Source organism: Vibrio sp. LQ2, from assembly GCF_023920125.1.
Classification (GTDB): Bacteria; Pseudomonadota; Gammaproteobacteria; order Enterobacterales; family Vibrionaceae; genus Vibrio; species Vibrio fluvialis.
The window spans coordinates 2845536-2867839 of record NZ_CP085308.1 but is presented as its reverse complement, the minus strand read 5'-3'; the positions used below and the strand labels follow the sequence as shown (position 1 = coordinate 2867839).

22 protein-coding genes are annotated in these 22304 nt (G+C 46.7%); 13 read left to right on the top strand and 9 right to left on the bottom strand.

What is annotated here, in order from left to right:
- Positions 1 to 65: 65 nt before the first annotated feature.
- Positions 66 to 1243, top strand: a protein-coding gene (locus LGV68_RS13515) for an IS3 family transposase (RefSeq protein ID WP_252535433.1) whose coding sequence is annotated in 2 segments (ribosomal slippage) — positions 66 to 333 and positions 333 to 1243 — 1179 coding nt in all. Because the reading frame shifts where the segments join, the coding sequence is not laid out codon by codon here.
- A gap of 72 nt (positions 1244 to 1315) precedes the next feature.
- Here LGV68_RS13515 and LGV68_RS13510 read toward each other — a convergent pair.
- Positions 1316 to 3244, bottom strand: coding sequence for an acyltransferase family protein (locus tag LGV68_RS13510; RefSeq protein ID WP_252535431.1), 1929 nt, complete (start codon positions 3242 to 3244; stop codon positions 1316 to 1318).
- Between the two features lie 1096 nt (positions 3245 to 4340).
- Between LGV68_RS13510 and LGV68_RS13505 the strand changes: the two genes are divergently transcribed.
- The gene (locus LGV68_RS13505; protein WP_158129625.1) at positions 4341 to 4679 is read left to right on the top strand and encodes a cytosolic protein; all 339 of its coding nucleotides are present in this window, start codon (positions 4341 to 4343) and stop codon (positions 4677 to 4679) included.
- Positions 4680 to 4935: 256 nt separating this feature from the next.
- Here the strand turns inward: LGV68_RS13505 and LGV68_RS13500 are convergent, their stop codons facing one another.
- A complete protein-coding gene (locus LGV68_RS13500; protein ID WP_032082258.1) occupies positions 4936 to 5175 on the bottom strand; it encodes a hypothetical protein in 240 nt (79 codons plus the stop codon).
- A 250-nt stretch (positions 5176 to 5425) separates the two neighbouring features.
- Between LGV68_RS13500 and LGV68_RS13495 the strand changes: the two genes are divergently transcribed.
- Entirely contained in the window at positions 5426 to 5710 is a 285-nt protein-coding gene (locus LGV68_RS13495) for a hypothetical protein (RefSeq protein WP_100268981.1), read from the top strand.
- Between the two features lie 143 nt (positions 5711 to 5853).
- Positions 5854 to 6336, top strand: a complete 483-nt coding sequence (locus LGV68_RS13490) for a tetratricopeptide repeat protein (protein ID WP_061055854.1) — start codon at positions 5854 to 5856, stop codon at positions 6334 to 6336.
- 46 nt (positions 6337 to 6382) lie between these two features.
- Here LGV68_RS13490 and LGV68_RS13485 read toward each other — a convergent pair whose 3' ends face one another.
- Positions 6383 to 7285 carry a LysR family transcriptional regulator gene (locus tag LGV68_RS13485; protein WP_172566851.1) on the bottom strand — a complete coding sequence of 301 codons (903 nt, stop codon included), beginning with the start codon at positions 7283 to 7285 and terminating at the stop codon, positions 6383 to 6385.
- A gap of 109 nt (positions 7286 to 7394) precedes the next feature.
- On the opposite strand from LGV68_RS13485, the gene accD reads away from it, so the two are divergent.
- A complete protein-coding gene (gene accD / locus LGV68_RS13480) occupies positions 7395 to 8288 on the top strand; it encodes an acetyl-CoA carboxylase, carboxyltransferase subunit beta (RefSeq protein ID WP_024374954.1) in 894 nt (297 codons plus the stop codon).
- A 29-nt stretch (positions 8289 to 8317) separates the two neighbouring features.
- On the opposite strand, the gene LGV68_RS13475 is transcribed toward accD, so the two are convergent.
- Positions 8318 to 9100, bottom strand: coding sequence for a TSUP family transporter (locus LGV68_RS13475; protein WP_252535429.1), 783 nt, complete (start codon positions 9098 to 9100; stop codon positions 8318 to 8320).
- 21 nt (positions 9101 to 9121) lie between these two features.
- On the bottom strand, positions 9122 to 10003 hold the full coding sequence (locus LGV68_RS13470) for an NAD(P)-dependent oxidoreductase (protein WP_252536767.1): 882 nt from the start codon (positions 10001 to 10003) through the stop codon (positions 9122 to 9124).
- Between the two features lie 192 nt (positions 10004 to 10195).
- On the opposite strand from LGV68_RS13470, the gene LGV68_RS13465 reads away from it, so the two are divergent.
- The 5 genes from LGV68_RS13465 (at position 10196) to mtgA (ending at position 14268) form a co-directional block, all read left to right on the top strand.
- The gene (locus LGV68_RS13465) at positions 10196 to 11536 is read left to right on the top strand and encodes a PLP-dependent aminotransferase family protein (RefSeq protein WP_252535427.1); all 1341 of its coding nucleotides are present in this window, start codon (positions 10196 to 10198) and stop codon (positions 11534 to 11536) included.
- Positions 11537 to 11629: 93 nt separating this feature from the next.
- A complete protein-coding gene (locus LGV68_RS13460; RefSeq protein ID WP_020432588.1) occupies positions 11630 to 12139 on the top strand; it encodes a DinB family protein in 510 nt (169 codons plus the stop codon).
- A gap of 126 nt (positions 12140 to 12265) precedes the next feature.
- Positions 12266 to 12772, top strand: a complete 507-nt coding sequence (def, locus tag LGV68_RS13455; protein ID WP_020332505.1) for a peptide deformylase — start codon at positions 12266 to 12268, stop codon at positions 12770 to 12772.
- Positions 12773 to 12989: 217 nt separating this feature from the next.
- A complete protein-coding gene (locus LGV68_RS13450) occupies positions 12990 to 13376 on the top strand; it encodes a DUF1090 domain-containing protein (RefSeq protein WP_222744372.1) in 387 nt (128 codons plus the stop codon).
- A gap of 205 nt (positions 13377 to 13581) precedes the next feature.
- On the top strand, positions 13582 to 14268 hold the full coding sequence (gene mtgA, locus LGV68_RS13445; RefSeq protein WP_154182601.1) for a monofunctional biosynthetic peptidoglycan transglycosylase: 687 nt from the start codon (positions 13582 to 13584) through the stop codon (positions 14266 to 14268).
- Positions 14269 to 14464: 196 nt separating this feature from the next.
- On the opposite strand, the gene LGV68_RS13440 is transcribed toward mtgA, so the two are convergent.
- Positions 14465 to 14860, bottom strand: coding sequence for a hypothetical protein (locus LGV68_RS13440; RefSeq protein WP_020332508.1), 396 nt, complete (start codon positions 14858 to 14860; stop codon positions 14465 to 14467).
- 281 nt (positions 14861 to 15141) lie between these two features.
- Here LGV68_RS13440 and LGV68_RS13435 point away from each other — a divergent pair, with 281 nt between their 5' ends.
- Positions 15142 to 15513: a GtrA family protein gene (locus LGV68_RS13435; protein WP_222741737.1), complete on the top strand. Its 372-nt coding sequence runs from the start codon at positions 15142 to 15144 to the stop codon at positions 15511 to 15513.
- A gap of 12 nt (positions 15514 to 15525) precedes the next feature.
- Here LGV68_RS13435 and LGV68_RS13430 read toward each other — a convergent pair whose 3' ends face one another.
- A complete protein-coding gene (locus tag LGV68_RS13430; protein WP_252535425.1) occupies positions 15526 to 17028 on the bottom strand; it encodes a cyclic diguanylate phosphodiesterase in 1503 nt (500 codons plus the stop codon).
- A 201-nt stretch (positions 17029 to 17229) separates the two neighbouring features.
- Here LGV68_RS13430 and LGV68_RS13425 point away from each other — a divergent pair, with 201 nt between their 5' ends.
- A complete protein-coding gene (locus LGV68_RS13425; RefSeq protein WP_020332511.1) occupies positions 17230 to 17478 on the top strand; it encodes a DUF3297 family protein in 249 nt (82 codons plus the stop codon).
- A 128-nt stretch (positions 17479 to 17606) separates the two neighbouring features.
- Here LGV68_RS13425 and LGV68_RS13420 read toward each other — a convergent pair whose 3' ends face one another.
- Positions 17607 to 19403, bottom strand: coding sequence for an ABC transporter transmembrane domain-containing protein (locus LGV68_RS13420; RefSeq protein ID WP_252535423.1), 1797 nt, complete (start codon positions 19401 to 19403; stop codon positions 17607 to 17609).
- Positions 19400 to 21139: an ABC transporter transmembrane domain-containing protein gene (locus LGV68_RS13415; protein WP_252535421.1), complete on the bottom strand. Its 1740-nt coding sequence runs from the start codon at positions 21137 to 21139 to the stop codon at positions 19400 to 19402. The genes LGV68_RS13420 and LGV68_RS13415 overlap by 4 nt, the downstream gene beginning before the upstream one ends.
- 275 nt (positions 21140 to 21414) lie before the next feature.
- Here LGV68_RS13415 and LGV68_RS13410 point away from each other — a divergent pair, with 275 nt between their 5' ends.
- Complete coding sequence (locus LGV68_RS13410) at positions 21415 to 22293, top strand: nucleotidyltransferase domain-containing protein (RefSeq protein ID WP_252535419.1); 879 nt, start codon at positions 21415 to 21417, stop codon at positions 22291 to 22293.
- The last annotated feature ends 11 nt before the right edge of the window (positions 22294 to 22304 follow it).

The following is a 22304-nucleotide window of genomic DNA, read 5'->3' as shown; positions in this document are numbered from 1 at the left end:
TACGGTGAATTTGGCCACCTTATTAGAGGTGTTAAGATACACCTCATAGCATGACAGGTGAAACTATGACCAAGCGTACCAGACGCACTTTCAGTGCGGAATTCAAACTCGAAGCAGCGCAACTTGTTCTCGACCAAAACTACACCGTTGTTGAAGCCGCAAAAGCCATGGGTGTGGGTAAATCGACAATGGATAAGTGGGTAAGGCGACTCAAGCAAGAAAGAATGGGAGTAGCACCTCAAGCCTCACCAATGACACCAGAGCAAATTGAGATACGAGAGCTGAAGAAGAAACTTGCACGCCTTGAAGAGCACAATGAAATATTAAAAAAGGCTACAGCTCTCTTAATGTCGGACTCACTGAACAACTCTCGATAATCGAGAAACTCAGGCAGAGCTTTAACGTAACAACCCTGTGTCATGTGTTCAGTGTCCACCGCAGCAGTTATAAATACTGGCGTTGTCGCCCTAAGCGTGTTTCTCCAGAGTTGGTGAAGCTAAAAAGTCTTATTAAAGAAGTTCATACGGCAAGCAACGGCTCTGCTGGGGCAAGAAGCATTGCCGACATGGTAACGGCCCAAGGTGTAAAACTGACACGGTATCGAGCTTCTAAGATGATGAAGTCATTAGGGTTGGCAAACTGCCAAACACCGAAGCACCGTTATCAAAAGGCATCACAAGAGCACGTAGAGATCCCAAACCATCTGTCTCGACAATTTGCCGTTACCGCTCCCAACCAAGTCTGGGTCGGTGATGTGACGTATGTCTGGGCGGGACAGCGCTGGATGTATCTTGCTGTTGTCATCGACCTGTTCGCGAGAAAGCCAATTGGTTGGGCGATGTCAGTATCGCCTGATAGTAAGTTGACAGGGAAAGCACTCTCTATGGCGTTTGAATCACGAGGTAAGCCGAAAGGCGTGATGTTCCACAGCGACCAAGGAAGTCATTACACCAGTCGTTCTTATCGGCAACTGTTGTGGCGTTATCAAATCAAGCAAAGCTTATCTAGGCGAGGTAATTGCTGGGACAACAGTCCGATGGAACGGTTCTTCAGAAGCTTAAAGACAGAATGGATACCCGTGTCGGGTTATCGGAGTTTTAGCGAAGCGAGAGAACATATAACTCGATACATCACGGGCTACTACAGCCAACTCAGGCCACATCAATATAATGGTGGTCTAACACCCAATGAGTCTGAACGACTGTATTGGGAAAACTCTAAAACCGTGGCCAATTTTAGTTGACCACTACACCATGTTATGCGTTAAAGTTGGGTGGGTTATCATGACGGAGCTTTAATCCAATTTTCATCTCTTTTACCTAGTTAATATTTTCGGCATAATATCGCTTAGAGCTTTTTCTGCACCATAGATTGATAAATGACGCTCATCAACGTAGTAAATATTCTTACTATCGTGAGTGTAGCAATTACTCTTATCACAAAAATACGGTTCCATATAAAATCGTCTAATATTCTCGCCAAAGACATTATTGTATGTTTCATATGCCCCATTTTTATATCTTGTAGCATCTGTATAATTGGAAGAGAAAGTCATCTTGTCATTAAGTGATTTTAAAATGCTATCGCTATTTCTTAATTTAAACAAATTGATTTTTATATTATTCTCCCCTAGTGGAATAGGATAGATTATATTCAGACTTTTTACTTTTTTTGCGATTTCACCTAACCTGTTAGCAATTTTTTCACTATACGTTCCAATTCTTGTAATGTGATATATAACATCAGCTTCAGGGTGTTTTTTGATTAAATCAAATACATGATTAGAATTATAAACACATAGTTCTATAGTCTTCCATTGGTGTTCTGAATACTTTGATTTTTCATACTCATTGATGGTGTTTAGTGGTAGGGTTTCACAGCCACTACTTGATATTTGTATATAATTGTAACCATTATCTATAGAGTGATTTTTTACGGAAAGTGAAATTGCTCCCGCGTTTGAATCTCCTATTAATATAACGGTTCCATTTTTATTGCTTATAGTTTGGCATATATTCGGAAATCTTGCATTTTGACAAGTTAGATTGTTGATTTTATTTGCAATTAATGCATTATCTTCAGAGAATAATTCTGATAGTTCACTGAATCGAGTTGGTAGTCCGTTGCTATAAATATCAGATGTTTTATACAATGTTATAGTTACTAACACTAGTGCAGATATTAACTTAAGTGTACTTTTTATTTTTCTTAATGGAAATTCAACGAGTTTATAAGTCAATAGCGCTAGAATAAAAGAAATGAATGTTAACAGGATAAATTGTTCAAATCTTATATTGTCATGTTTAAGCATTCGAAAAAAAACAAAAACAGGTTGGTGCCATAAATATAAAGAGTATGAGATTAGGCCTATAAAAACGATCGGTTTTTTGGATAACATTGTATAAGAAATATCTCCTTCATGGGTAAACATAATGAAAAGACAAGTTCCTAATACAGGAACCAAGGTAATGAATGAAGGATGTTGTATGTTGTGATCTAAAAAAAATAAACTGTGGGTGATTAAGAATAATCCTAATATAGGTAATATCTTAAATATGAAATTCTCGATGCTGTCAGTACGTGGATTTTTTAAATGTTCTCGGTTGAAAAATGTTACTAACCCACCTAAGATAAATTCCCACGCTCTAGTTGGAAGTAAGTAAAAAGCCGATTCTGGTTGATTGGGAACGATGAAATCGGAGTATTGTAAAGAAAGTAAGGAAAAGATAATCAGTATTCCAAATAGATACTTTCTAAAGAATTTTGCAATTAACCAAAAAGCAACTGGATATATTATGTAGAATTGCCATTCTACAGAAAGACTCCAAGTGTGAAGTAGCGGTTTGTAAATACTAGCTTGAGCCATATAACTATCTTCATTGTAAAAATGATAGTTAGAACCGAAAAATATTGCAGACTTTAATGACTGAGAATATTTATTTAAGTCAGATGGTAATAAAACGAAGTAGGCTACTATGGATGTCACAATCAGCATAGTGAATAAGGCAGGAACAATACGTTTAGTCCGACGCCAGTAGAAATTAAATATAGAAAATTGTTCCGTTTCGATCTTGTTTTTTAGGATTCCTGTGATTAAGTAACCAGATAATACAAAGAATATATCAACACCTAAGAAACCACCTTGAAACAAGGTAATGCCTGAAAATTTAATGTTTGCGTGATAAATAATAACAGCTAGCACGGCTAGAGCTCTTAAGCCGTCAAGTTCCTTTCTGTATTGCACAACTAACTCATATGAAAATTTGGGGAATTATACAGTAATGTAACTGTAAATTAACCCCTAAAAAACGTGTATTTTTATACATGCTGGGCTTATGATCAGTTGTGATGTGTCCATGCTTTACACTTGCTGTGAGGAATATATGGGATTAATCACATAGTTTGAGCGTTAGAAAATGCCTGCGGCTATTCGCATTGCAACAGAGCGAATTTGTCCCAAGTACAATGAAGGTGCTGTTTGGAGGGGGGGGGCGAAAACTATTAAATCGCTGCGAAGCTGACTGGAGCATGGTTGCTTATGCTTTGCCTCTGTGGAACTCGAATGAGAACAAAACCAGATTGATTGAACGTGTTATGAATGATTGGGTGGTGTGTTCATCTGAACAAGACAACATGACTCGCAAGGAACTCCCGACAATGTAAAAGCCCTAATTCCTGTTATTGCTGGTGGTCTAGTTCTCGAACAAACTGGTAGAGCACAAACGTCATTGTCTGAAGGTTCCGCGGAATACACTCCAACGACTACCCGTTTATCTTCTAGTTGAAATAAGATAGCCAGGATAAAGACGAACTAAGCGATGATGTAAATATCCCCCTAAACTAGCGATATACTATTTTAGAGTTCTTCGGCTTAGACGGAGCAGGAAAGGAGAACTCGCGATGAAAAAACACGTAACTCAGACATACAAATCTTCAAAATATTAAAGGAAGTGGAAGTTGGCTGTAAGATCATCGAATTTTGCCGAGAATACGGTATTTCAGAAACAAATTACTACGACGGTTGAGATGAAAGCTTCGAATATCAAATGTTTTAAAGACCTAGAAGACGAGACCAACTAAACGCCATGTTTGCGAACTCAGTTTGGAGTATCGAATTCTTAAACATATCGTCTAAAAAAGCTGTAAAGCCAGCGATGAGATGTGAACGGGTCGATTATGCGAGACAAGTGCATCACGTCGGTGTACGCTCTGCGTGTCGCGTAGTTGGTAGTTAGCGACTCCGGGAATGGCACAGTATTGCTGCCTTTGGTCACTAAATCTCTACGACGTATTCGCCGGATAGTGATAACATCGCCGCATTAGAATTACCGAGAAACTCCATGTTTATCCATCATGTTAACGACATCGACTGGCTGGTGATTACAGCCTTTGAAGAATTGAAAGCGCTATTCATCGAAGACGCTGGTGCTATTCCTTCTTACTTCTCTACCACCAGCGAATTGAGCCTGATTGATCAAGCCAAGCGCACTTACGGATATTTGCCTAAACTCGACGGCGTAATCACCGATACCGGCACGTTTCAAAGGCCAAATAACGAAGAAGATTTGAACCCACAGCTTGCCTGCCTCGTTGAGGGGCGTGGTCGGGTGTTTATCTATCACGGCGGCTTTGTGGCTTTTGTGGACGACGAGAAAACCTTTATTACCCGAATGGACTGAACATGATTCAGTCAGTTGGAATTGAGCTGCGCTGGCTCCTAGTATCAATAAGAAATGCATAACCATCGACTTGATGGACGCAGTCTGAATTGGATACGGGCTGGAATACCGGTTTCCGCTTCTTTTGAAATGCTAATGATTTGCTGTTGATTGAATTGCTTATTAATGTTCATCATGCCCTTGGTCGGATGAACATTAATAAGCGTAGACTGAACTAGATTAAGGAACGTTGGCCAGACCGCACCAATAAAGCCTGTTAGTCGAGATACCAGTTAGTCGCATAAATCACAAGAACCACTACAGTGACCAGAAAAGCGAGTATCATTACCATCTTTTTCATGTAGCTTGATCTATCAAATGCCACGCCTTTTTCTTCCCTCACTCTCGCTTCTTCATCGAAATGCCACTTAATCGCTAAGTAGCCTCCAATACCTAATACAACAATCTTTAAAGCTCCTGCGAAGTACGGAAAGAAGTTGGACCAACTGCCGTTCATTATCTATCTCCATCAAATTAAATATCGATTATGCGTTAGCATCATCAAAGGTTCATGTTTAGTGCGCCTCAATCAGGCGTTTTAGCTAGCGCAAGTCTACTGCTCGCGTTAGTTGCCTACAACTCTCTTTGTAATACCGTCTGTCTAACAAAGTTATGTGAATACACTCGGTAGCTTGGAAGACGGGGCTTTTCAATTTGTGCTGAAAGGGCTATTCAATGCCGTTGTGTTTTGAGTTAGGAGTCAATTTATGCCTGTCCATCAGTATCAAATCTTCTATCGGGGCAGTAGACTAGAGCGCAATTTCACCTATTTGGACACGGCGTCAAACAGTTATCAAAAAGAGAAGGAGATATTGCTTTCCCAAGGGTTTGAACTTGATGTTGATCCGATCACTGCAGCCTCTCCAGAAGAAGCCATTCAAAAGTATACGGACAAACTTGAGCATGAGTTACATGGAGCCAATTCAGCACGTCACCCAGTTTACTCATTTGCATTGATGCTAGAATCGGCTTTAAAAAGTCGTAAGAAGTAAAAACTTGCTTACCTGTCCGTTAAATTTGGACGTTCAGTGCATCGCATTTTGATTGCAAATTTGCTCAGGTGATTAGGGCGGTAAAGTCTGCTTTGGTGGCAGTACTCTCTTCCTTTAACGTGACAGTAAGCTCAGAGGAGTATATGGAAAATATCATCACACAAGCGATTGAGTTGAGAAAAGAGGCTAAGTATCAAGAATCCAGAGCGTTGTTAGCTACGTTATTAAACGATGAGCGATACGCGGCTAAAGCACATCTGCAAATTGCGTGGTCGTATGACAATGAAGGTAAAGAGCAGGAAGCGATAGGTCATTATTTATCATCTCTGGTTGGCCATCTTTCATCGGTAGAGCGGTTTGACGCATTATTTGGTCTCGCGAGTACATATCGAAGCCTCGGTAATTATTCAGAGGCGTTAAGCTATTTCGAACAAACGATCAGCGAGTATCCTGACTCTGTCGAAGTTCAGCCTTTCTATGCGATGTGTCTTTACAATTTAGGCCGTCATAAAGAAGCAACGTCTTTGTTGCTTGAACTATTGGTTTCAACCACGAATAGCGACGCCATTAAACAATACCAGCGTGCTATTTCTTTGTATGCGAAAGACTTAGACAGAGTATGGTAATCAAACACGCTTGTAGATATGTTTTGAGGGATCGATAGACGACGTTTTAACCCTCGTCTTCCTTGGCGCATTGCTGTAAATGCTCAATAAACATAGGAATTTTCTTGGCTAGGTGTTTGCGTGAGGCGTAGAAAGCATAGAGCACCAAGTCTTCTGGTTGGTATTCGAGTTTAACGATGTTGAGCAATCCGGTTTGAATTTCACCGTGGCAGAATGCGATAGGTAGGATTGCAAACCCTAAGCCAGCAATGGCTCCGGATTTCGCGAGATTGCCGCTGTTTACTTTGAACGCCGATTGCACTTTTTGCGTGATGACTTCGGCATTTGAGCGCTTGAACACCCAAGGTTCTCCCTTGAGCGCCGACAAGCTGCTGATGCAGGGCAGTTGACTCAAATCGGTAATATGAAAAGGTGTGGGGTAGGCGTTAAGAAGCTCTGGTGACGCCACCACAGCACTTGGCCAGCGTTTGATTTCTTTTGCAATCCAATTGTGGTCGTTGAGTTTGCCGCGCTGAAAACTCAGAACAACATCGAAACCGTCCAACAAATCCTCCTTTGGGTTCACGCTGGTATCGCAGCACAGTGAAATGGAAGGGTGCTGGCGACAAAAGGCCACGACAGCATGAGCCAGTTCCGGTGAATCAGGCATTAGGACTCGCAATTGCCCCATCACTTCGTTGGAATGCTGGGTTACCTCTTCTAACGCATCGTTCAGCTTACTTAACAAGGGTTGTGTTTGAGCGTAAAGCTGTTCTCCGGCCTGTGTCGGTGCAATGCGGCGTGTCGTTCTGTCGAACAGACGGATATTTAACCGACTTTCTAGCAGCGAAATATGACGGCTGACGTTCGAGGTAGGAAGCATCAGCAGTTCCGCCGCTCTTTTAAAGCTATTGTTCTCGTAAACGCAGTGAAAGCTGGTCAGCCATTGTTGTTCGATCTTATCTAGCACTTCAATAATCCCATTTTGTTGGATTATAAAACCAATAATCGCCACTTTATTACCAAATATAGGTGCATACAATCCTAAGCAACGGTTGAAAGGTGAAGTAAGGTCGTCCATGAGTTGGTTGGAAAAGCTATTTGATAAAAAGAACATTTTAAACACCCGTAAAGCGACGATTCCGGAAGGTGTTTGGCTCAAGTGCGCTGCCTGTGAGCAGGTGTTATATCGTACGGCACTTGAGCAGAATTTGTGGGTCTGCCCCAAGTGCGAGCATCACATGAGAATGCCTGCACGTATTCGTTTGGAGCGCTTTTTGGATCAAGAAGACAGAGTTGAGATCGGCAGTGAACTTCACTCCCAGGACCTCTTGCACTTCAAAGATGTGAAAACATACAAGGAGCGGCTATCTCTGGCGCAAAAACAGACAGGGGAAAGCGATGCGTTAGTTGTCATGCAAGGAAAACTAATGGGATTGCCCGTCGTGGCTTGCGCGTTTGAGTTTTCGTTTATGGCTGGTTCAATGGGGGCGGTGGTCGGAGCTCGATTTGTTAAAGCGGTCGAGGCCTCGATCGAACATCGATGTGGTTTAGTGTGTTTTTCCGCGTGTGGTGGCGCGCGTATGCAAGAGTCGCTGATGTCTTTGATGCAAATGGCCAAAACCAGCGCCGCACTCGAGCAGTTGGCTCGCGCCGGTTTGCCTTATATCTCGGTGCTCACTGACCAAACCTTTGGCGGTGTTTCCGCCAGTCTAGCCATGCTCGGCGACATCAACATCGGTGAACCGAAAGCGATTATCGGCTTTGCCGGGCGGCGCGTGATAGAGCAAACGGTGCGTGAAAAGCTCCCAGACGATTTTCAACGCAGTGAATTTCTTCTGGAACATGGTGCATTGGATATGATTGTGGAAAGGCGTGATATGCGTGAACGGGTTGCCCGTTTGCTGGCGAAATTGATGAACGTGGAACTAAGGCAACAATCACTGCAAAGCAATAAGGCCTCAAATGATTGAGGCCTTTTTAAGCACTGAATTCGCCCACTTCAGACAAGAAACTTATAGCCTAATGACAGCATCAATAAACTGAGTGAGAGTGAAATGCTGCGTTGAATCAGTTTTGCGCCATATTTCATGGCGGATGCACTGCCGACATGGTTCCCCAACAAGTTCATGACCACTAACGGGATAGCGAGCATATACAACACGTTTCCAGCCAGCATAAAGGCGATCAGCGCCCCAATGTTGGATACAAAGTTAAACATCTTCGATGTTGCGGATGAGGCCACTAAATCGAATTTCAACAGGTAATGCAGGGCCAAAATCAAAAAGCTGCCGGTTCCTGGGCCGAAGAATCCATCATAAAAACCAATCACAAATACCGCACTTGGTACGCCAAAGAGAATGACACCTTTGTTGATGGGGGCGCTATTTGGCTCATGGCGACTCTTTTTCGGAATGAACGACAAAGCGATGCCGAAAGGCAGCATAAAGAGGATGATTCTACCAATCGTATCCGGGTCAAAATAGAGAATCGCCTGCGCGCCCACGTATGCGCCGATGAGACCAGCCGGAATACCTGTGGCTACGGCGGTCCAAATGACTTTCTTATTACGAACAAAATTTCTGATGGCGGCAATCGTGCCGAGTGTACTGACAATTTTTTCTTGGCCGAGTGCCAACTGAGGGGGCAAACCGGCAAGAATGAAGGAGGGCACTAAGATCAGTCCGCCTCCTCCGGCAACAGAGTCAATAAAGCCAGCCGCAAAGGCCGAGGCCATTAACGCGATCAAGATGACAAGGGTAATGTCGTTGCCGAAGATTTCCATACTTCGCACTCCTTTGTATGGTTATCGCTGGTAAATCTTAAACAGCGCAGAAGTATCCATGCGGCCAAGCCCTTGCTGTTGAAGAGATTGATACTCACTGTCAACCTGGTGGGTGAGTGGCAGGTCGATACCCATCTGCTTGGCTTCACTTAAACAAATATTGAGGTCCTTGTGCATCCAGTCGATAGCGAAACCAAAATCAAACTGACCTTGTGACATGGTGATGGCGCGGTTTTCCATTTGCCAAGAGCCTGCGGCGCCATGTTTGAGAACTTCAACCAACTGGCCGACGTCCAAACCAGCCTTCTGAGCCAGCAATAAACCCTCGCTTAGCCCTTTCAATACGCCCGCGATGCAGATTTGATTGACCATCTTACTGCGTTGACCCTGACCGTGTTTACCCATCAGAGCGGCCTGCTTGCCGTAACTTTTCATCACGGGAGCGATGCGTTCAAACACGGCGGGCTCGCCGCCACACATAATCGTCAGTGCACCGTTTTCCGCGCCGGCCTGCCCACCTGATACTGGAGCATCGATAAACGCGATGCCTTTTTCTTGGCAAGCGTTGGCTAGCTCTTCGGCGAGTTCAGCTGAGGTGGTGGTATGGTCAACCAATACTGAACCTGGCTCCATGCCAGCCAGCACGCCGTTGTCGCCGTAGACGACACTTCTTACATCGTCATCATTTCCCACACACAAAAAGACAATGTCGCATTCGGTAGCAGCAGCTTTGGGCGTTGAGAAAAACTCGCCGGAAAACTGCTGAGCCCACTGTCTTGCTTTACTCTCTGTGCGATTAAATACGTTGGTGCGATAGCCCGCTTGTGAAAGGTGACCCGCCATAGGAAAGCCCATCACACCCAAACCGATAAATGCGACGTTAACGCATTCCCTTACTTGCATCTTTTCCATCTTTTTCTCCTCACTGAACGTTGTAAATGACCAAATTGAACTATGTCATTTGGTTGTTCTAATTAGGCTATTGATCATATTGGTATATGTCAATAATGAATTTGATGTATTCAAAAAGTAATAAAACCCAAAAGACATATGTTATCATCCGGCAACGATGGGTTACTCCGAGGGAAAACGGGCGTGAGCACGAGCAAATTCATTCGCATTGCAGAAGTCATAGAACAGAAAATTGAAAGCGGTGAATTTCCACCCAGTTCCAAGCTGCCCACTCATCGCTTGCTCGCGGAAGAGCTGGGTACAACGCCGGTAACCGTCGCGAAGGCTTATAAGTTATTGAATGAAAAAGGGTGCCTTGAGTCGTTTGTTGGCCGTGGAACCTTTGTTCGGGCACACTCTGATCTTGATAAAGCCATCCAAGCCCCGGATGAAGAGCAAAGTTACAACTTTTCTATCCTTCAACCTTGCCTGTACCGGAATTTACCTGCACTCAAAAATGCCTATCGCCAATCTGCGGAGCTACTGACGACGGCGGTGATTGGCTACACGGAACATTCCGGGCACGACGCGCACCGCGATGCTGGCGTGAAGTGGGCACAAAAATATGGCTTGGAAGGGGCGAATCGCGACAACATGTTGCTGACCAATGGGGCTCAGCATGCGTTGTCTTTACTCGTCGATACCTTAACCAAGCCGGGTGACACCATATTGGTGGAACGTCTGACTTATCCTGGAATCTTAGCCATCATCAACACCTCTGGCCGCCAGATAGTGGGGGTCGAGATGGATCAGCATGGTCTCTGTCCCAATGCTCTTGCTTCAGCCATTGACGAGCACAAAGCGGCGATGGTGATTGCTATTCCCAGCCACCAGAATCCGACTGGCATTTCGATGCCTGAATCGCGTAAGAGGGAAATTGCCGAGGTCATCAACGATAAGAAAGTTTGGCTGGTGGAAGATGATATCTACTGTTTTCTCGATGATGAACCGATTGCTCCTATCGCCAACTTTGCGCCGGATTACACGTTTCATATTTCGGCGTTGTCAAAGGCGATCAGCCCGGCTATGCGCTGTGGCTATTTAAAAGCGCCCGAGAGCCAGGTCGCGGCTCTCAATGCCAACATTCGAACCCATATCTGGCTGGCGTCGCCCATCAACTTTATCGTGGCGACGCTCTTGATCGAGTCGGGAGAAGCGTACCGTTTGGCTGACCAACAACGTGAAATCGCCAACGAGAGACAAAAGCGGGCGAGAGAAATTTTGACTTCGATTGACTGCAGCGCATCGGGCTATCACATCTGGCTGCCACTGCCTGAATATTGGCAACCGGACCGATTTGCGATGGAAGCAAAGAATCGTGGCGTGATCGTGACCAGCGGCAGCTACTTTTGCACCAACAACAAAACGTCGCCACACGTCAGATTGTCTCTCATGTCGATCAGTAACGAGGCTCGATTGGAAGAGGGATTGCAAGAGCTACAATCACTGTTGGTATCGGATGTGAGTACCTTTTTTCCGTATTAGAATTTCAGAATATTGACTGACAATATGACCAGATGCGATGGCTTTAAGATTCGCTCTGGCACGATTTAACAATGACATCGTTAAGGAAAGACAATGCAGTTGGGTAAAGCGTTTCAATATAAAAAATGGGCAAACAGTGAGTTATTAATGCTGGGGGAAAAGCAGTTTTCCCAGCTTCCCGAAAGCGATGCTACGTTCTTCATTCGCATCTTAAATCACACGACGGTGGTGGATAGCTTGTTCATCAGCCGCATTCTTGGTGAGCCAGAACAGTACAGCGCCGACAACACAGTCGAAACGCCGACGTTAAATGAGTTGCGCCAGACAATGGACAGTAACGACTCGTGGTTGATCCAATACGTTGAATCGGCCACTGCACAAGAGCTGCAACGAGTGGTTCACTTTACGTTTGTCGACGGTGATTCAGGGCAACTCAGCGTGGAAGAGATCCTGCTGCATCTGTTGACGCACGGCAGCAATCACCGAGGCATGGCCTCAAGAGTATTAGCTGAGAACAATCTTGAGCGCCCGCGAGATACCTTTACGCGCTATTTACATCAAGCTGAGCCACAACGTCGCCAAAATTTAACGGGTTCAAAATGAATGTGAGCACTTTTGTCAGTCGTCGCTTAGCCTTATGATGCTTTAGTTTTGCCACCTCCACGAGACTTTGCGATAATCGCGCTCCAACACGCTAGTTAAATTATTAAGACATTTGAACAGGTATATATGGCAGTTTTAGACATCCTCACCGCTCCGGATCCTCGCTTGAATATTCAGGCAGAAAAGGTTCAGGACGTTAACGCTATTCAGTCTCTGATTGATGATATGTTGGATACGTTATACGCGACCGACAATGGTATTGGTCTTGCTTCAACACAAGTGGGACGTAAGGAAGCCGTGGTGGTGATCGATCTTTCCGAAAATCGTGACGAGCCATTGGTGTTAGTGAACCCGGAAGTTGTCAGTGGCAGCAACAAAGCGATGGGCGAAGAAGGCTGTCTGTCGGTACCTGATTACTATGCGGAAGTGGAGCGTTTTACTTCGGTTGTCGTGACAGCATTAGACCGGAACGGCAATCCTATCAAGATTGAAACCGATGACTTTCTTGCGATCGTTATGCAGCATGAAATCGACCATTTGTCCGGCAACCTATTTATCGATTATCTGTCACCATTGAAACGTCAAATGGCGATGAAGAAAGTGAAGAAGTATGTGAAAGCGCACGCCAAGTAAGCGCGTTTGGTAACGAAACTTCTCCGGGTGCCTTTTCTGTTTGTTGACGAAGGCACCTCACTTCCCCCCAGTCCTCCTGCGCCTCCGCTTCGACAACTTTTTAACCACGTCGAGAACATTCTAACGGCCTCACTAAGCAGAAAAATTTACATAGCCTAGACCTTAGGTAATGCACTGCGTGGCATACTTCATCGCTCAATAATCAGGAGGTGTTTGTATGACCCAAAAATCTATCGGTGTTGCTTTGCTCGCTTTGCTGCCAGTGTCGGTTGCTTTAGCTAATACACCGCCACTAAAAGGCTGCGCGGCGAAAGAGCAGGCCATTCAACAAGAAATCGATGCAGCAAAAGCGCATGGTAATCAGCGCAAGCTTGATGGCTTAATCGAAGCATTAAGCCAGGTCCGTGAGCATTGTACCGAAGACGGTCTGTTAAAAGAGCGACAGGCGAAAGTCCAAGAGAAACAACGAGAAGTGCAGCAACGACGTCAAGAACTTGAAGAAGCGCGTGCTTCTGGAAAATCGGACAAGATTGAAAAGAAAATGCAGAAACTCGATGAAGCCAACGCTGAATTGGCAGAAGCGATGGCTGAATTGTCTAAATAGACGTTCGCGCTGGCAGTAACGCGAGGGCGCGGCGGTTCTCAACTATCCATGTATTCGGCTGCCTCTTGTTTGGTGATGCTCTCTCATTGAACTAATAAATTTGTCATCACTTTTACATACAACGGACAACTTTCAGTTCCAAATCTCGTTTACTTGTCTCTTTTGAGTCATCAACGAAACCAAAAGCAGAGGTATGAAAGTGTTTATGCGAAGAGTCCGACATCGGATTAAACGTCTGTTGATGACGGCTATCGTTTTAGCGCTGGGATTGCCGGTTGTTTTGGTTTTGGTGCTGAAATATGTCAATCCGCCATTCTGGGGATGGCAAGTGTCGCGTACGCTGTTTCCGCCGCAAGGATACCCCCAACAGTCTCAGCATCAATGGATTCCTTTGGCATCCGCCTCTCCCTCGTTACCACTGGCTGTTATGGCCTCCGAAGACCAACGCTTTCCCGAGCATTGGGGTGTTGACGTGAACGCTTTGGCATCGGTAATAAGAAATCGTGGCGAAAATGGGCCAGATCGCGGTGCGAGCACCATTACTCAGCAAACCGCGAAGAATGTGTTTCTGTTTCCAAGTCACACCTATATCCGCAAAGCCTATGAGCTCTATATCTCGCTGTTGCTTGAGTTGATTTGGGGTAAAGAACGCATCATGGAAATGTATCTCAATGTGGTGGAATTTGGTCCGGGCATTTATGGCATTCAGGCCGCGAGCGAGCACTACTTTGGCGTATCGGCAAACCACTTAACGCGTTACCAAGCTGCGCAACTGGCCGTTGTTCTTCCGAATCCGTACCGCATTCAGCCTTATCCGATGACACACTACGTCCAGCAACGTGTGAACTGGGTACTGAGACAAATGCAGAATTTAGGTGCCGTGGCTTTGTAGGAAGGCTAATCACTCAACCGAATCAGCGCATCAAACAGTGGTGTGAGTCGTTAATCAAGGGAAATAAACAAGATGGCCATCGAATGTAAAGGTTATATTCGATGGCCATTATCTATTCCTGCGGCAGCGTCGGGAATGTTATTTCCCTACGTTGTTTCACTGCATTAGCGCTGATCTATCCGAAGCAGACTAGTGATTAGAAATAAAGTTGGTCGACAAGTTTATCGTTAACGAAGAGCTCGCATTTGTCTGCACTGCTGTTTTTAGTCGACTGAATGATGCCTGCAACCACGCCGAATGCACCGCCTTGATCGCCTAAGACAGACCCGAAATAACAGTGGCTGCGCAGGGCTAATCCTTGGTAGGTAGAGCTGAAGTTTTGGGTTGGCGTGTAAGGCGGAAACTGTCCTTGCATGATAGGGTCACCATTAACAGTGAGGATCAGCTTGTTTTTATCTTCTAGGTAACTGCCTGCAAACTTGAGGACTTTCCCGTCAACTTCGACGGTTTTCTCTTGCGCTGTACGAGGCGCTGTTGCACAGCCCATGAGTGTTGAGACGAGAACAAATGTAGCGAGCGTGGAAATTTTCATCAATCTATTGCCTTATGTTATTTATAAACACTTCCTATGAGACAGGGAGCATATCATGAGGTTTGATGAATATTGACGCATTCACCACGAAGAAGTGAGGGATTATTCTGGATAGATGTCACAAACAAAAAAATATACAACGAAAGTTGTAACCCTTTTTAGGCGTGCCAGGTTGGCTGCCAGTATTAATTCAGCGGAAATCTCGCAGTGTGATTGTTTGACTTACTGCGCGACGACTTTTATAAACGAAAGTAGCCTTTATTCAGGGAAGCAGAACAACCTTGTCAGAACTTATTAAGAAACGATTTACCAAGTATGTCAGTGTTGGATTAGTCAACACGGTGGTGCATTGGCTCTCATTTGCGCTGATCTACTCGTTGGGCGTTTCACAGAGTGTGGCGAACTTTTCGGCCTTCTTGATTGCGGTGACATTTTCATTCTTTGTCAATGCGAGATTCACGTTTAAATCGTCTGTGACATCGAAAAAATATCTGCTCTATACCGCTTTTCTCGGCGCTTTAGCGTTACTAATGGGGAAAATTAGCGATGTGGCAAACTTCTACCCGCTGATGACGCTGGTCGCTTTCTCCGCAACCAGCCTTGTGCTCGGTTTTCTATTTTCCCACTACGTTGTGTTTAAGCGCGCCGAGTAACACTGCGTGTGGTTACGCGTTATCGCGAGCGAGAACCGCATCCAGTTCGCTTTTGGGCATCGACTTGTAAAAATACCAGCCTTGGATGTAACCCCACGGGCAGTTTTCTTCAATGATCTTAAACTCATGTTCCGTCTCAACCCCTTCAAAAACCACTTGTTTGTTGAGTCCGGTGATGAGATCCATCACTGGCCTGACAATATTGCGTTTCATGTCGTAATTAAGCGCATTGACGAACACACGATCGACTTTGATGAAATCAAAATCCATTTCGGTCAGCCAGACTAAGTTAGCGACGCCCGTACCGAAATCATCTAACACGACCATAAAGCCCATCGATTTCGCTCTTCTGGAAAAATCGGCTAATTCGTTGAGAGGAAGGTCAATTCGTTCGGTGATCTCTATTTTGATTTGTGAGGGTTGAATACTCAGCTCAAGCGTGAGCTTACTTAGGAACGGCAAAAACTGAGGATCCTGCAGTTCGAACGCGGCGATGTTGATCCCAAGAGAAAAGCCCGGATTCTCTTGAAGAATCGGCGCCATTTCGCTGATAGAGCGCTCGGCAACGAAATAGGCCAGTTGCGGATAAAGGGAGAGCTTTTCGGCAATTCCGATAAAGAGTTCCGGTGACACTCGGCCATACTGGTTGTCTTCCCAGCGCACCAGACTTTCGACTCCGGCGATACGTTTGTCTTTCACCGTGACAACGGGTTGATATTCCATATAGAGTTTCTTCTGCGATAACGCCTCGCGAAAACGATGTTCGATGGAATTGTGTCGACTGATAAACGTCCAGAAAGAGTAGGCGAGCAGAAAGCTGAACAGCAGTGCGATTGCGAGCAAAGCCAACAGGACATGCGCCGAGTAGTTCGCCAGTCCGGCTTTGGTGTTGTGCGTATGAACGCAGTAGTTGAACCGGTCGCTGCAGGTTTTCGTTTTTATGGTCAACGGCGGAAACGGGTTGCCGTAATCGTTGCCAGGTGTGTACTGGGTAAAAATATGCTCATCCGTGGCTGATTCCACACTGAAACGGAATCTCGGCATACGTTGCATCAAGTGCTGGTATTGATCGGGTACGGTCAGTGTCACGAATTGGTTCAGACGGGTCAAATCGTACTTGTCATCCACAGGGAAAAGATGACCCACTTGGGTGTAAAAACGATAGCCTTTAAATGCGGTCTGGAATTTATCGGCGACATTCACGGGGTCAAAAACGCCCCAGTTCGCGGAGCACAGGACGGATTCTCCCTCCATCAAACCGATGTCGTAGATTTCGGAGTTTTCGTGAACGAGCTGGCGAATCACCGTCATGGTGGCGTGATCGCAACTGGGTTGGAAGATGGTATTGGCAACGTGAAGAGCATCAGATATCTGCTCAGTCGCTTGCTCAGCTTCGTCCAGCACTTCTTTGGCGAACCGAATCTGTTCATCTTGCTGAAGGTAATAGGTAGTCACTTCGAGAATACCCAAAGTAAGAGCAAACGCCGCGAGGAACATGGCCACTCTTTTCAACACGCTATGAGCCATTCTTACCCACTGAATCCGATTGGAATAAAGTACTGAGTATGCGCAGTTAATGCCTTTCACACAATAATCATCAGGGATAATTTATATCGGGGAAACAAAGCCGAGATGAACAACCCCAGATTGTTTTCTTGAGCCCGCGCGGCGCATTGTCTAAAATGGCGCACTTTTTAATGACACTGGGTCAATAATATGAACGACACGACTGCAAAACCAGCACTGCCGGATCACCTGGCAGGTAACCCTCGTAGCCCGCATTTTGTGGCTGAATGCTTTGAACACCAAATCGGCATTCGCTTGAACGGCAAAGAGCGTACCGACGTTGAAGAATACTGCATCAGCGAAGGCTGGGTAAAAGTCGCCGCGCCTAAAGCACTGGACCGCCGTGGTCAACCGCTGCTGATGACGCTAAAAGGCACAGTAGAAGCTTACTACAAATAATGATGAGGTTGCCGGTTGGCGACCCAACATCTTCGGGCTTAGGGTGGCTGAGTCTGAAATAGAAAAAGGCCGCTGAGCGTAGACTCGGCGGCCTTTTTTATCACCTGCTTTTATTGCTGCACAGGACGTTACGACGATAAGCACACGGTCTGTTCTGCCTGCGCCACCATTTGCTCCTGCTGCTGCAACAGGTACATGGCGCGGTAACGACCATGTTCGATCGTCATCAATTGCTGGTGGTTGCCTTGTTCAATCAAGTGGCCTTTATCCAGCACCAGAATATTGTCGGCGTGATGAATGGTGGAAAGGCGGTGTGCCACCACAATCAAGGTGACTTTGCCTTGCAATTCATTCAGTGCGCGCTGCACAACCTGCTCTGTTTCACTGTCGATGTTGGCCGTTGCTTCATCCAGCAACAGAATTTTTGGTGAGCCAGCTAACGCGCGGGCAATGATCAACTGCTGGCGCTGACCCGTCGAGAGGCGCAAACCGCCTTCACCAAGTTCAGTCTGATACCCGTCGTTCATCGCGATGATCACTTCGTGCAGATGCGCCTGCTTGGCTGCGCGTTCCACCGCCTCCTGGCTCAGATTACGCCCCATATCGATGTTATCGAACACGGTGGTCGCCAACACAAACGGCTCCTGAGGAATAAAACCAATCCCCTGGCGCAAGGTGTGCTGATCGTAATCACTCAGTTTGTGGCCATCAATCCGAATACTGCCGGACTGCGGCTGATAAAAATTGAGCAACAGATTCAGCAGCGTCGATTTGCCGCTGCCGGTATGACCAACAATGGCGTAGAAACGCCCCGCGTCTACCTGGACATTAATATCGTGCAGAACCGCTTTATCTTTCTGATAGCTGAACGTCAGTTGTTCAATGGCAAGATCGCCGCGCGAGATTTCACTCCAACGAGCGGAACCTTCATGGGCGGAAGGCTCTTGCAGCAGTTCATGCACGCGATCACCTGCCACAATGGCTTGCTGGTAAAGGCTGAATCGCTGAGTAATCTCAACCAACGGCTCGGTGAAACGGCCCAGATAGTTCAGATAAGCGTACAGTACGCCGACTTCTGCCACGCCCTCGACCACTTTGAGGCCAAAGAACCACACCACGCCGCCCAGCACCAGAATACTCAGCAGGTTGATGGCCGGACGCAGCAGCAAAGATCCGACCGTGACCGATTTCAGCCTCGTGGCGTAGTAATCGCGGTTGATGGCCTGAAACTGCTCATATTTCGCGTGCTGCTGATTGGTGGCCTGAATCACCGTCATGCCGGAAATCGATTCATTCATCGTCGAGTTGATGTCCGAACGCAACTGACGGCTTTCGGTGACGGCTTTGACACTGAACTTCTGATAGAGATAAATCAGTGTGACGACCGCCGGGATGAGCAGCAGGGCCACCAACATCAGTTGAATGTCCAGAATCGCCATCGCGGTCAGAATGCCGATCAGCAGAATCAAGTTGGCGAGGATATTCGACAAGAACTGCACATAAATATCTTTAATCGATTCGGTATCGTTGGTGATTCGGCTGACCAACTGACCAGTACGTGCGTAGTCGAAGAAAGCGACGGGCAGCGTCAGCACATGTTTGAACAGGCGCTTACGAATATCCAGCACGGCATTGAGTGCGATGTCGAGAAAACGCAGCGTCTGTTTGTATTTGAGGTAAGTTCCCGCCAATACCGAGAACACAAACAGACCGATCACGCCCGCCACTGGCCACAGTGGGTAGTGATCCTGCATCACAAATTCGTCGATAAACACTTTGCTCAGCATCGGGCCGAGTACATCAAATCCAGTGGCCAGAATCACCAGCAGCAGCGTTTTGACAAACAGGGTCTTTTCGGCAAACACATAGCTCATCAGCAGTTGCAATGACCCGGAGCTTTTGGCTTTCTGTGGTTGAGTTTTCATTGCAAATCGTTCTCCAGTGCCTGCTCCATTTGTTGGTACGCCGCCATGCGCGCATACCAGCCGTCTTGGCGAATCAGTTCGCGGTGCGTGCCTTTTTCAATCATTTCGCCATGCGCTAGCACGACAATTTCATCCGCGCGTTCAATGGCGGACAGACGGTGGCTGACTACGATCAGCGTCTGCTCACGTCGCTGCTGCAGGTGCTCAATGATCACTTTTTCCGTTTTGATATCGACCGCCGACAGCGCATCATCCAATACCAGAATGGGTGCCTGGCTAATAAGCGCACGAGCGATAGAAATACGTTGACGCTGACCACCAGAAAGCGTCACACCGCGCTCACCCACCAGAGTTTGGTAGCCTTCCGGAAACTGCAAAATATCGTCGTGAATCGCTGCCAGTTTTGCTGCCTGATGCACTTCTTCATCGCTGGCTTGACTGCGGCCGATACGAATGTTTTCCATGATGCTCATGCTGAACAAAAACGCATCCTGCGGCACATACGCGTACAGGTTGCGCAGAGCAGGCAGGGGAATGGATTGAATCGGAATACCATTGACCTCAATCGAGCCTTGCTCTGCTTCCCAGTAGCGCATCAAAAGGTGCAGCAGGGTCGACTTACCAGCTCCTGTGGCTCCCGCAATGCCAAGCACGCGGTTTTCGCCCACTTGCAGCGAAATATTGCTCAGCGAAGGTTGCCCGGTCTCCGGGTAATGGAAGCTGACGTGCTCAATCGCCAGCGCATAGCCTGCTGGCTCAGTGGTGCCTTGATCGTTAATCGAATCTGGCAGGTTGAGCAGCTCTTCCAAGCGGCCGATCGCGGCGTTGCCGCGCTGCAAAATGTTCATCAGCCAACCAAAGGCATACATGGGCCAGATAAGCTCGGACAGATAGAGGGTAAAACTGGTGAGCTGACCCACGGTGAGGTTACCGCTGCTGATCTGCCAGCCACCCATAAGCAGGGCGATGAGCAGTGCCGCACCCAAGCTGAGCTGAATAATCGGATCGAATAACGCTTCAGAACGCTGAACTTTGTAAGTACTTTGCGCCGATTGTTCAGCAATACGCTCAAATTTGTCCGCTTCAATCGCTTCACGACCCATGGACTTGATCATGCGAATGCCAGCGACCGACTGCTGCGCCTGCTCATTCAGGGTCGAGAAGGAATCTAACGTGTCTTTAAACTGGTGATGAATGCGATTCGACAGCTTATAGAAGCCATAGCCCATAAACGGGAAGGGCAGAATGGCCAGCACAGCCAGTTGCCAGTCGATAAACACAAACATCATCACCAGCACGAGGATGAAGGTCATCAGGCCATCAAAGCCCGACAAAATGCCTTCACCGGCCGCCATTTCCACTGCGTCGATATCGTTGGTGGCACGCGCCATCAAATCACCGGTGGAGTGCTGGTTGTAGAACGCTTGGCCTTGTCTCAGCAGACGATGATAGAACTGCTCGCGCAGAATGTTGCCAAGCTGATAAGAGGTGCCGAACAGCACTCGGCGCCAGCCGTAACGCAGCAGGTAGACCAGAATACTGACTCCAAGCAGAGCAAACAGGTAAAATTCTGCTTGAGAAAAATCGCGGGTTTCCAGTAACTTATCGATAGCGTGACCAATAAACCACGGCACTGCCATATTGAGCATCGCGACGGCAAAAAGCATCGAGAGCGCCAACGCATAGGTAAAGCGGTGCTGGCGGAAAAACCACTTAAGGTGTTGAAATAATTGCATGAGTGACTGTCCAGACGAGACAACGAAACGGCAGTGTTCAATAGCGCGGTGTCAGAAATCGCCCGAGCAAAGGCACAATAAGAAAAATGTGAAGGGCTCGCGGCGGTGGCCGTATTCGTTAATTTGCTTTTGTTCTGAGCAATAGTAGCGCAACGTCTGCGTTGGATAAACACGCACATTGAAGTGATTCGCCCGGTTTATACGAATAGGCAAAAAATAAAGAGATATGGATACGACTTTGCCATGCAGGTAGTGTCAGTGATGAAGGAATAAGCATGCAAGAAAAAACGCAGAGTGGCTTTCACCAAAGCGACGGCGCCGCTGCCGATACAGGCCTCGACGAGCAAGGCTTGATTCATAATAACTGCTCACCAGACAAGATTCAGCGCGAATTTTTGCCCGTTGTTGATGCCTTGCTTGATAACTTAAACCACGCTTTTCCGGGCGAGATACACAGCGTTTATCTGTATGGCAGCGTTGCTCGCGGAGTGGCGGAGATCGGGCGTTCAGACCTGGATATTTCACTGATTTTCAACCATCCAATCCAAGCTTCTCAACGTGAAAGACTGCGCGAAATTTCATGCGAGTTTCCGCGTCGCTTTTCTCAGATCTCCAAACTCGATCTCGACCCGGGCTGTCTGGAAGAAGTGCTTCATCCCAGAGAGAAATATCGTTGGCAGTTCTGGTTAAAGCATTGCTGTTGCTGTATTAGCGGCGATGATGTTGCAAAAACCTTTGAGGCACTTAAGCCCAGCCGCAACATCGCGCTGGAGCTGAACCATGATCTTGCGGCATTTCTCTCATTTAATTCCGAGCATGTGGCGGGCAGGGAAGTTAAGGTTCAAAACCGAGTCTTGGCCAAAAAGATCCTGCGTACAGCCTATTACTTCAACGCCGAGCATCACGGCAGTTGGTACACCGATTTAGCGGCGTGTGCCCGGGTTGCCAAGTTGTACTATCCGCAGCAAACCGAGCAGATCGATACGGCATACACATTGGCGCGCGGCGACGACTGTTTACCAGCAGCACTCAAGGTCCTGACCTCACAATTAGGCACAATGCTTGTTAAGCAAATGGCAACCATGACGCGTTATTCAGCCCAAATGGATGAGGGTGTGAATGACGAAGAGAAAGGTGATGTTACGAACCCCTAAAGATGTAACAC

Coding starts and splice junctions, on each gene's coding strand:
- LGV68_RS13425 (WP_020332511.1), top strand. CDS start 17,230: ATGAACGACACGACTGCAAAACCAGCACTGCCGGATCACCTGGCAGGT.
- LGV68_RS13475 (WP_252535429.1), bottom strand. CDS start 9,100: ATGGAAATCTTCGGCAACGACATTACCCTTGTCATCTTGATCGCGTTA.
- LGV68_RS13410 (WP_252535419.1), top strand. CDS start 21,415: ATGCAAGAAAAAACGCAGAGTGGCTTTCACCAAAGCGACGGCGCCGCT.
- LGV68_RS13505 (WP_158129625.1), top strand. CDS start 4,341: ATGTTTATCCATCATGTTAACGACATCGACTGGCTGGTGATTACAGCC.
- LGV68_RS13440 (WP_020332508.1), bottom strand. CDS start 14,860: ATGAAAATTTCCACGCTCGCTACATTTGTTCTCGTCTCAACACTCATG.
- LGV68_RS13450 (WP_222744372.1), top strand. CDS start 12,990: ATGACCCAAAAATCTATCGGTGTTGCTTTGCTCGCTTTGCTGCCAGTG.
- LGV68_RS13495 (WP_100268981.1), top strand. CDS start 5,426: ATGCCTGTCCATCAGTATCAAATCTTCTATCGGGGCAGTAGACTAGAG.
- LGV68_RS13470 (WP_252536767.1), bottom strand. CDS start 10,003: ATGCAAGTAAGGGAATGCGTTAACGTCGCATTTATCGGTTTGGGTGTG.
- LGV68_RS13460 (WP_020432588.1), top strand. CDS start 11,630: ATGCAGTTGGGTAAAGCGTTTCAATATAAAAAATGGGCAAACAGTGAG.
- LGV68_RS13490 (WP_061055854.1), top strand. CDS start 5,854: ATGGAAAATATCATCACACAAGCGATTGAGTTGAGAAAAGAGGCTAAG.
- mtgA (WP_154182601.1), top strand. CDS start 13,582: ATGCGAAGAGTCCGACATCGGATTAAACGTCTGTTGATGACGGCTATC.
- LGV68_RS13500 (WP_032082258.1), bottom strand. CDS start 5,175: ATGAACGGCAGTTGGTCCAACTTCTTTCCGTACTTCGCAGGAGCTTTA.
- accD (WP_024374954.1), top strand. CDS start 7,395: ATGAGTTGGTTGGAAAAGCTATTTGATAAAAAGAACATTTTAAACACC.
- LGV68_RS13415 (WP_252535421.1), bottom strand. CDS start 21,139: ATGCAATTATTTCAACACCTTAAGTGGTTTTTCCGCCAGCACCGCTTT.
- def (WP_020332505.1), top strand. CDS start 12,266: ATGGCAGTTTTAGACATCCTCACCGCTCCGGATCCTCGCTTGAATATT.
- LGV68_RS13420 (WP_252535423.1), bottom strand. CDS start 19,403: ATGAAAACTCAACCACAGAAAGCCAAAAGCTCCGGGTCATTGCAACTG.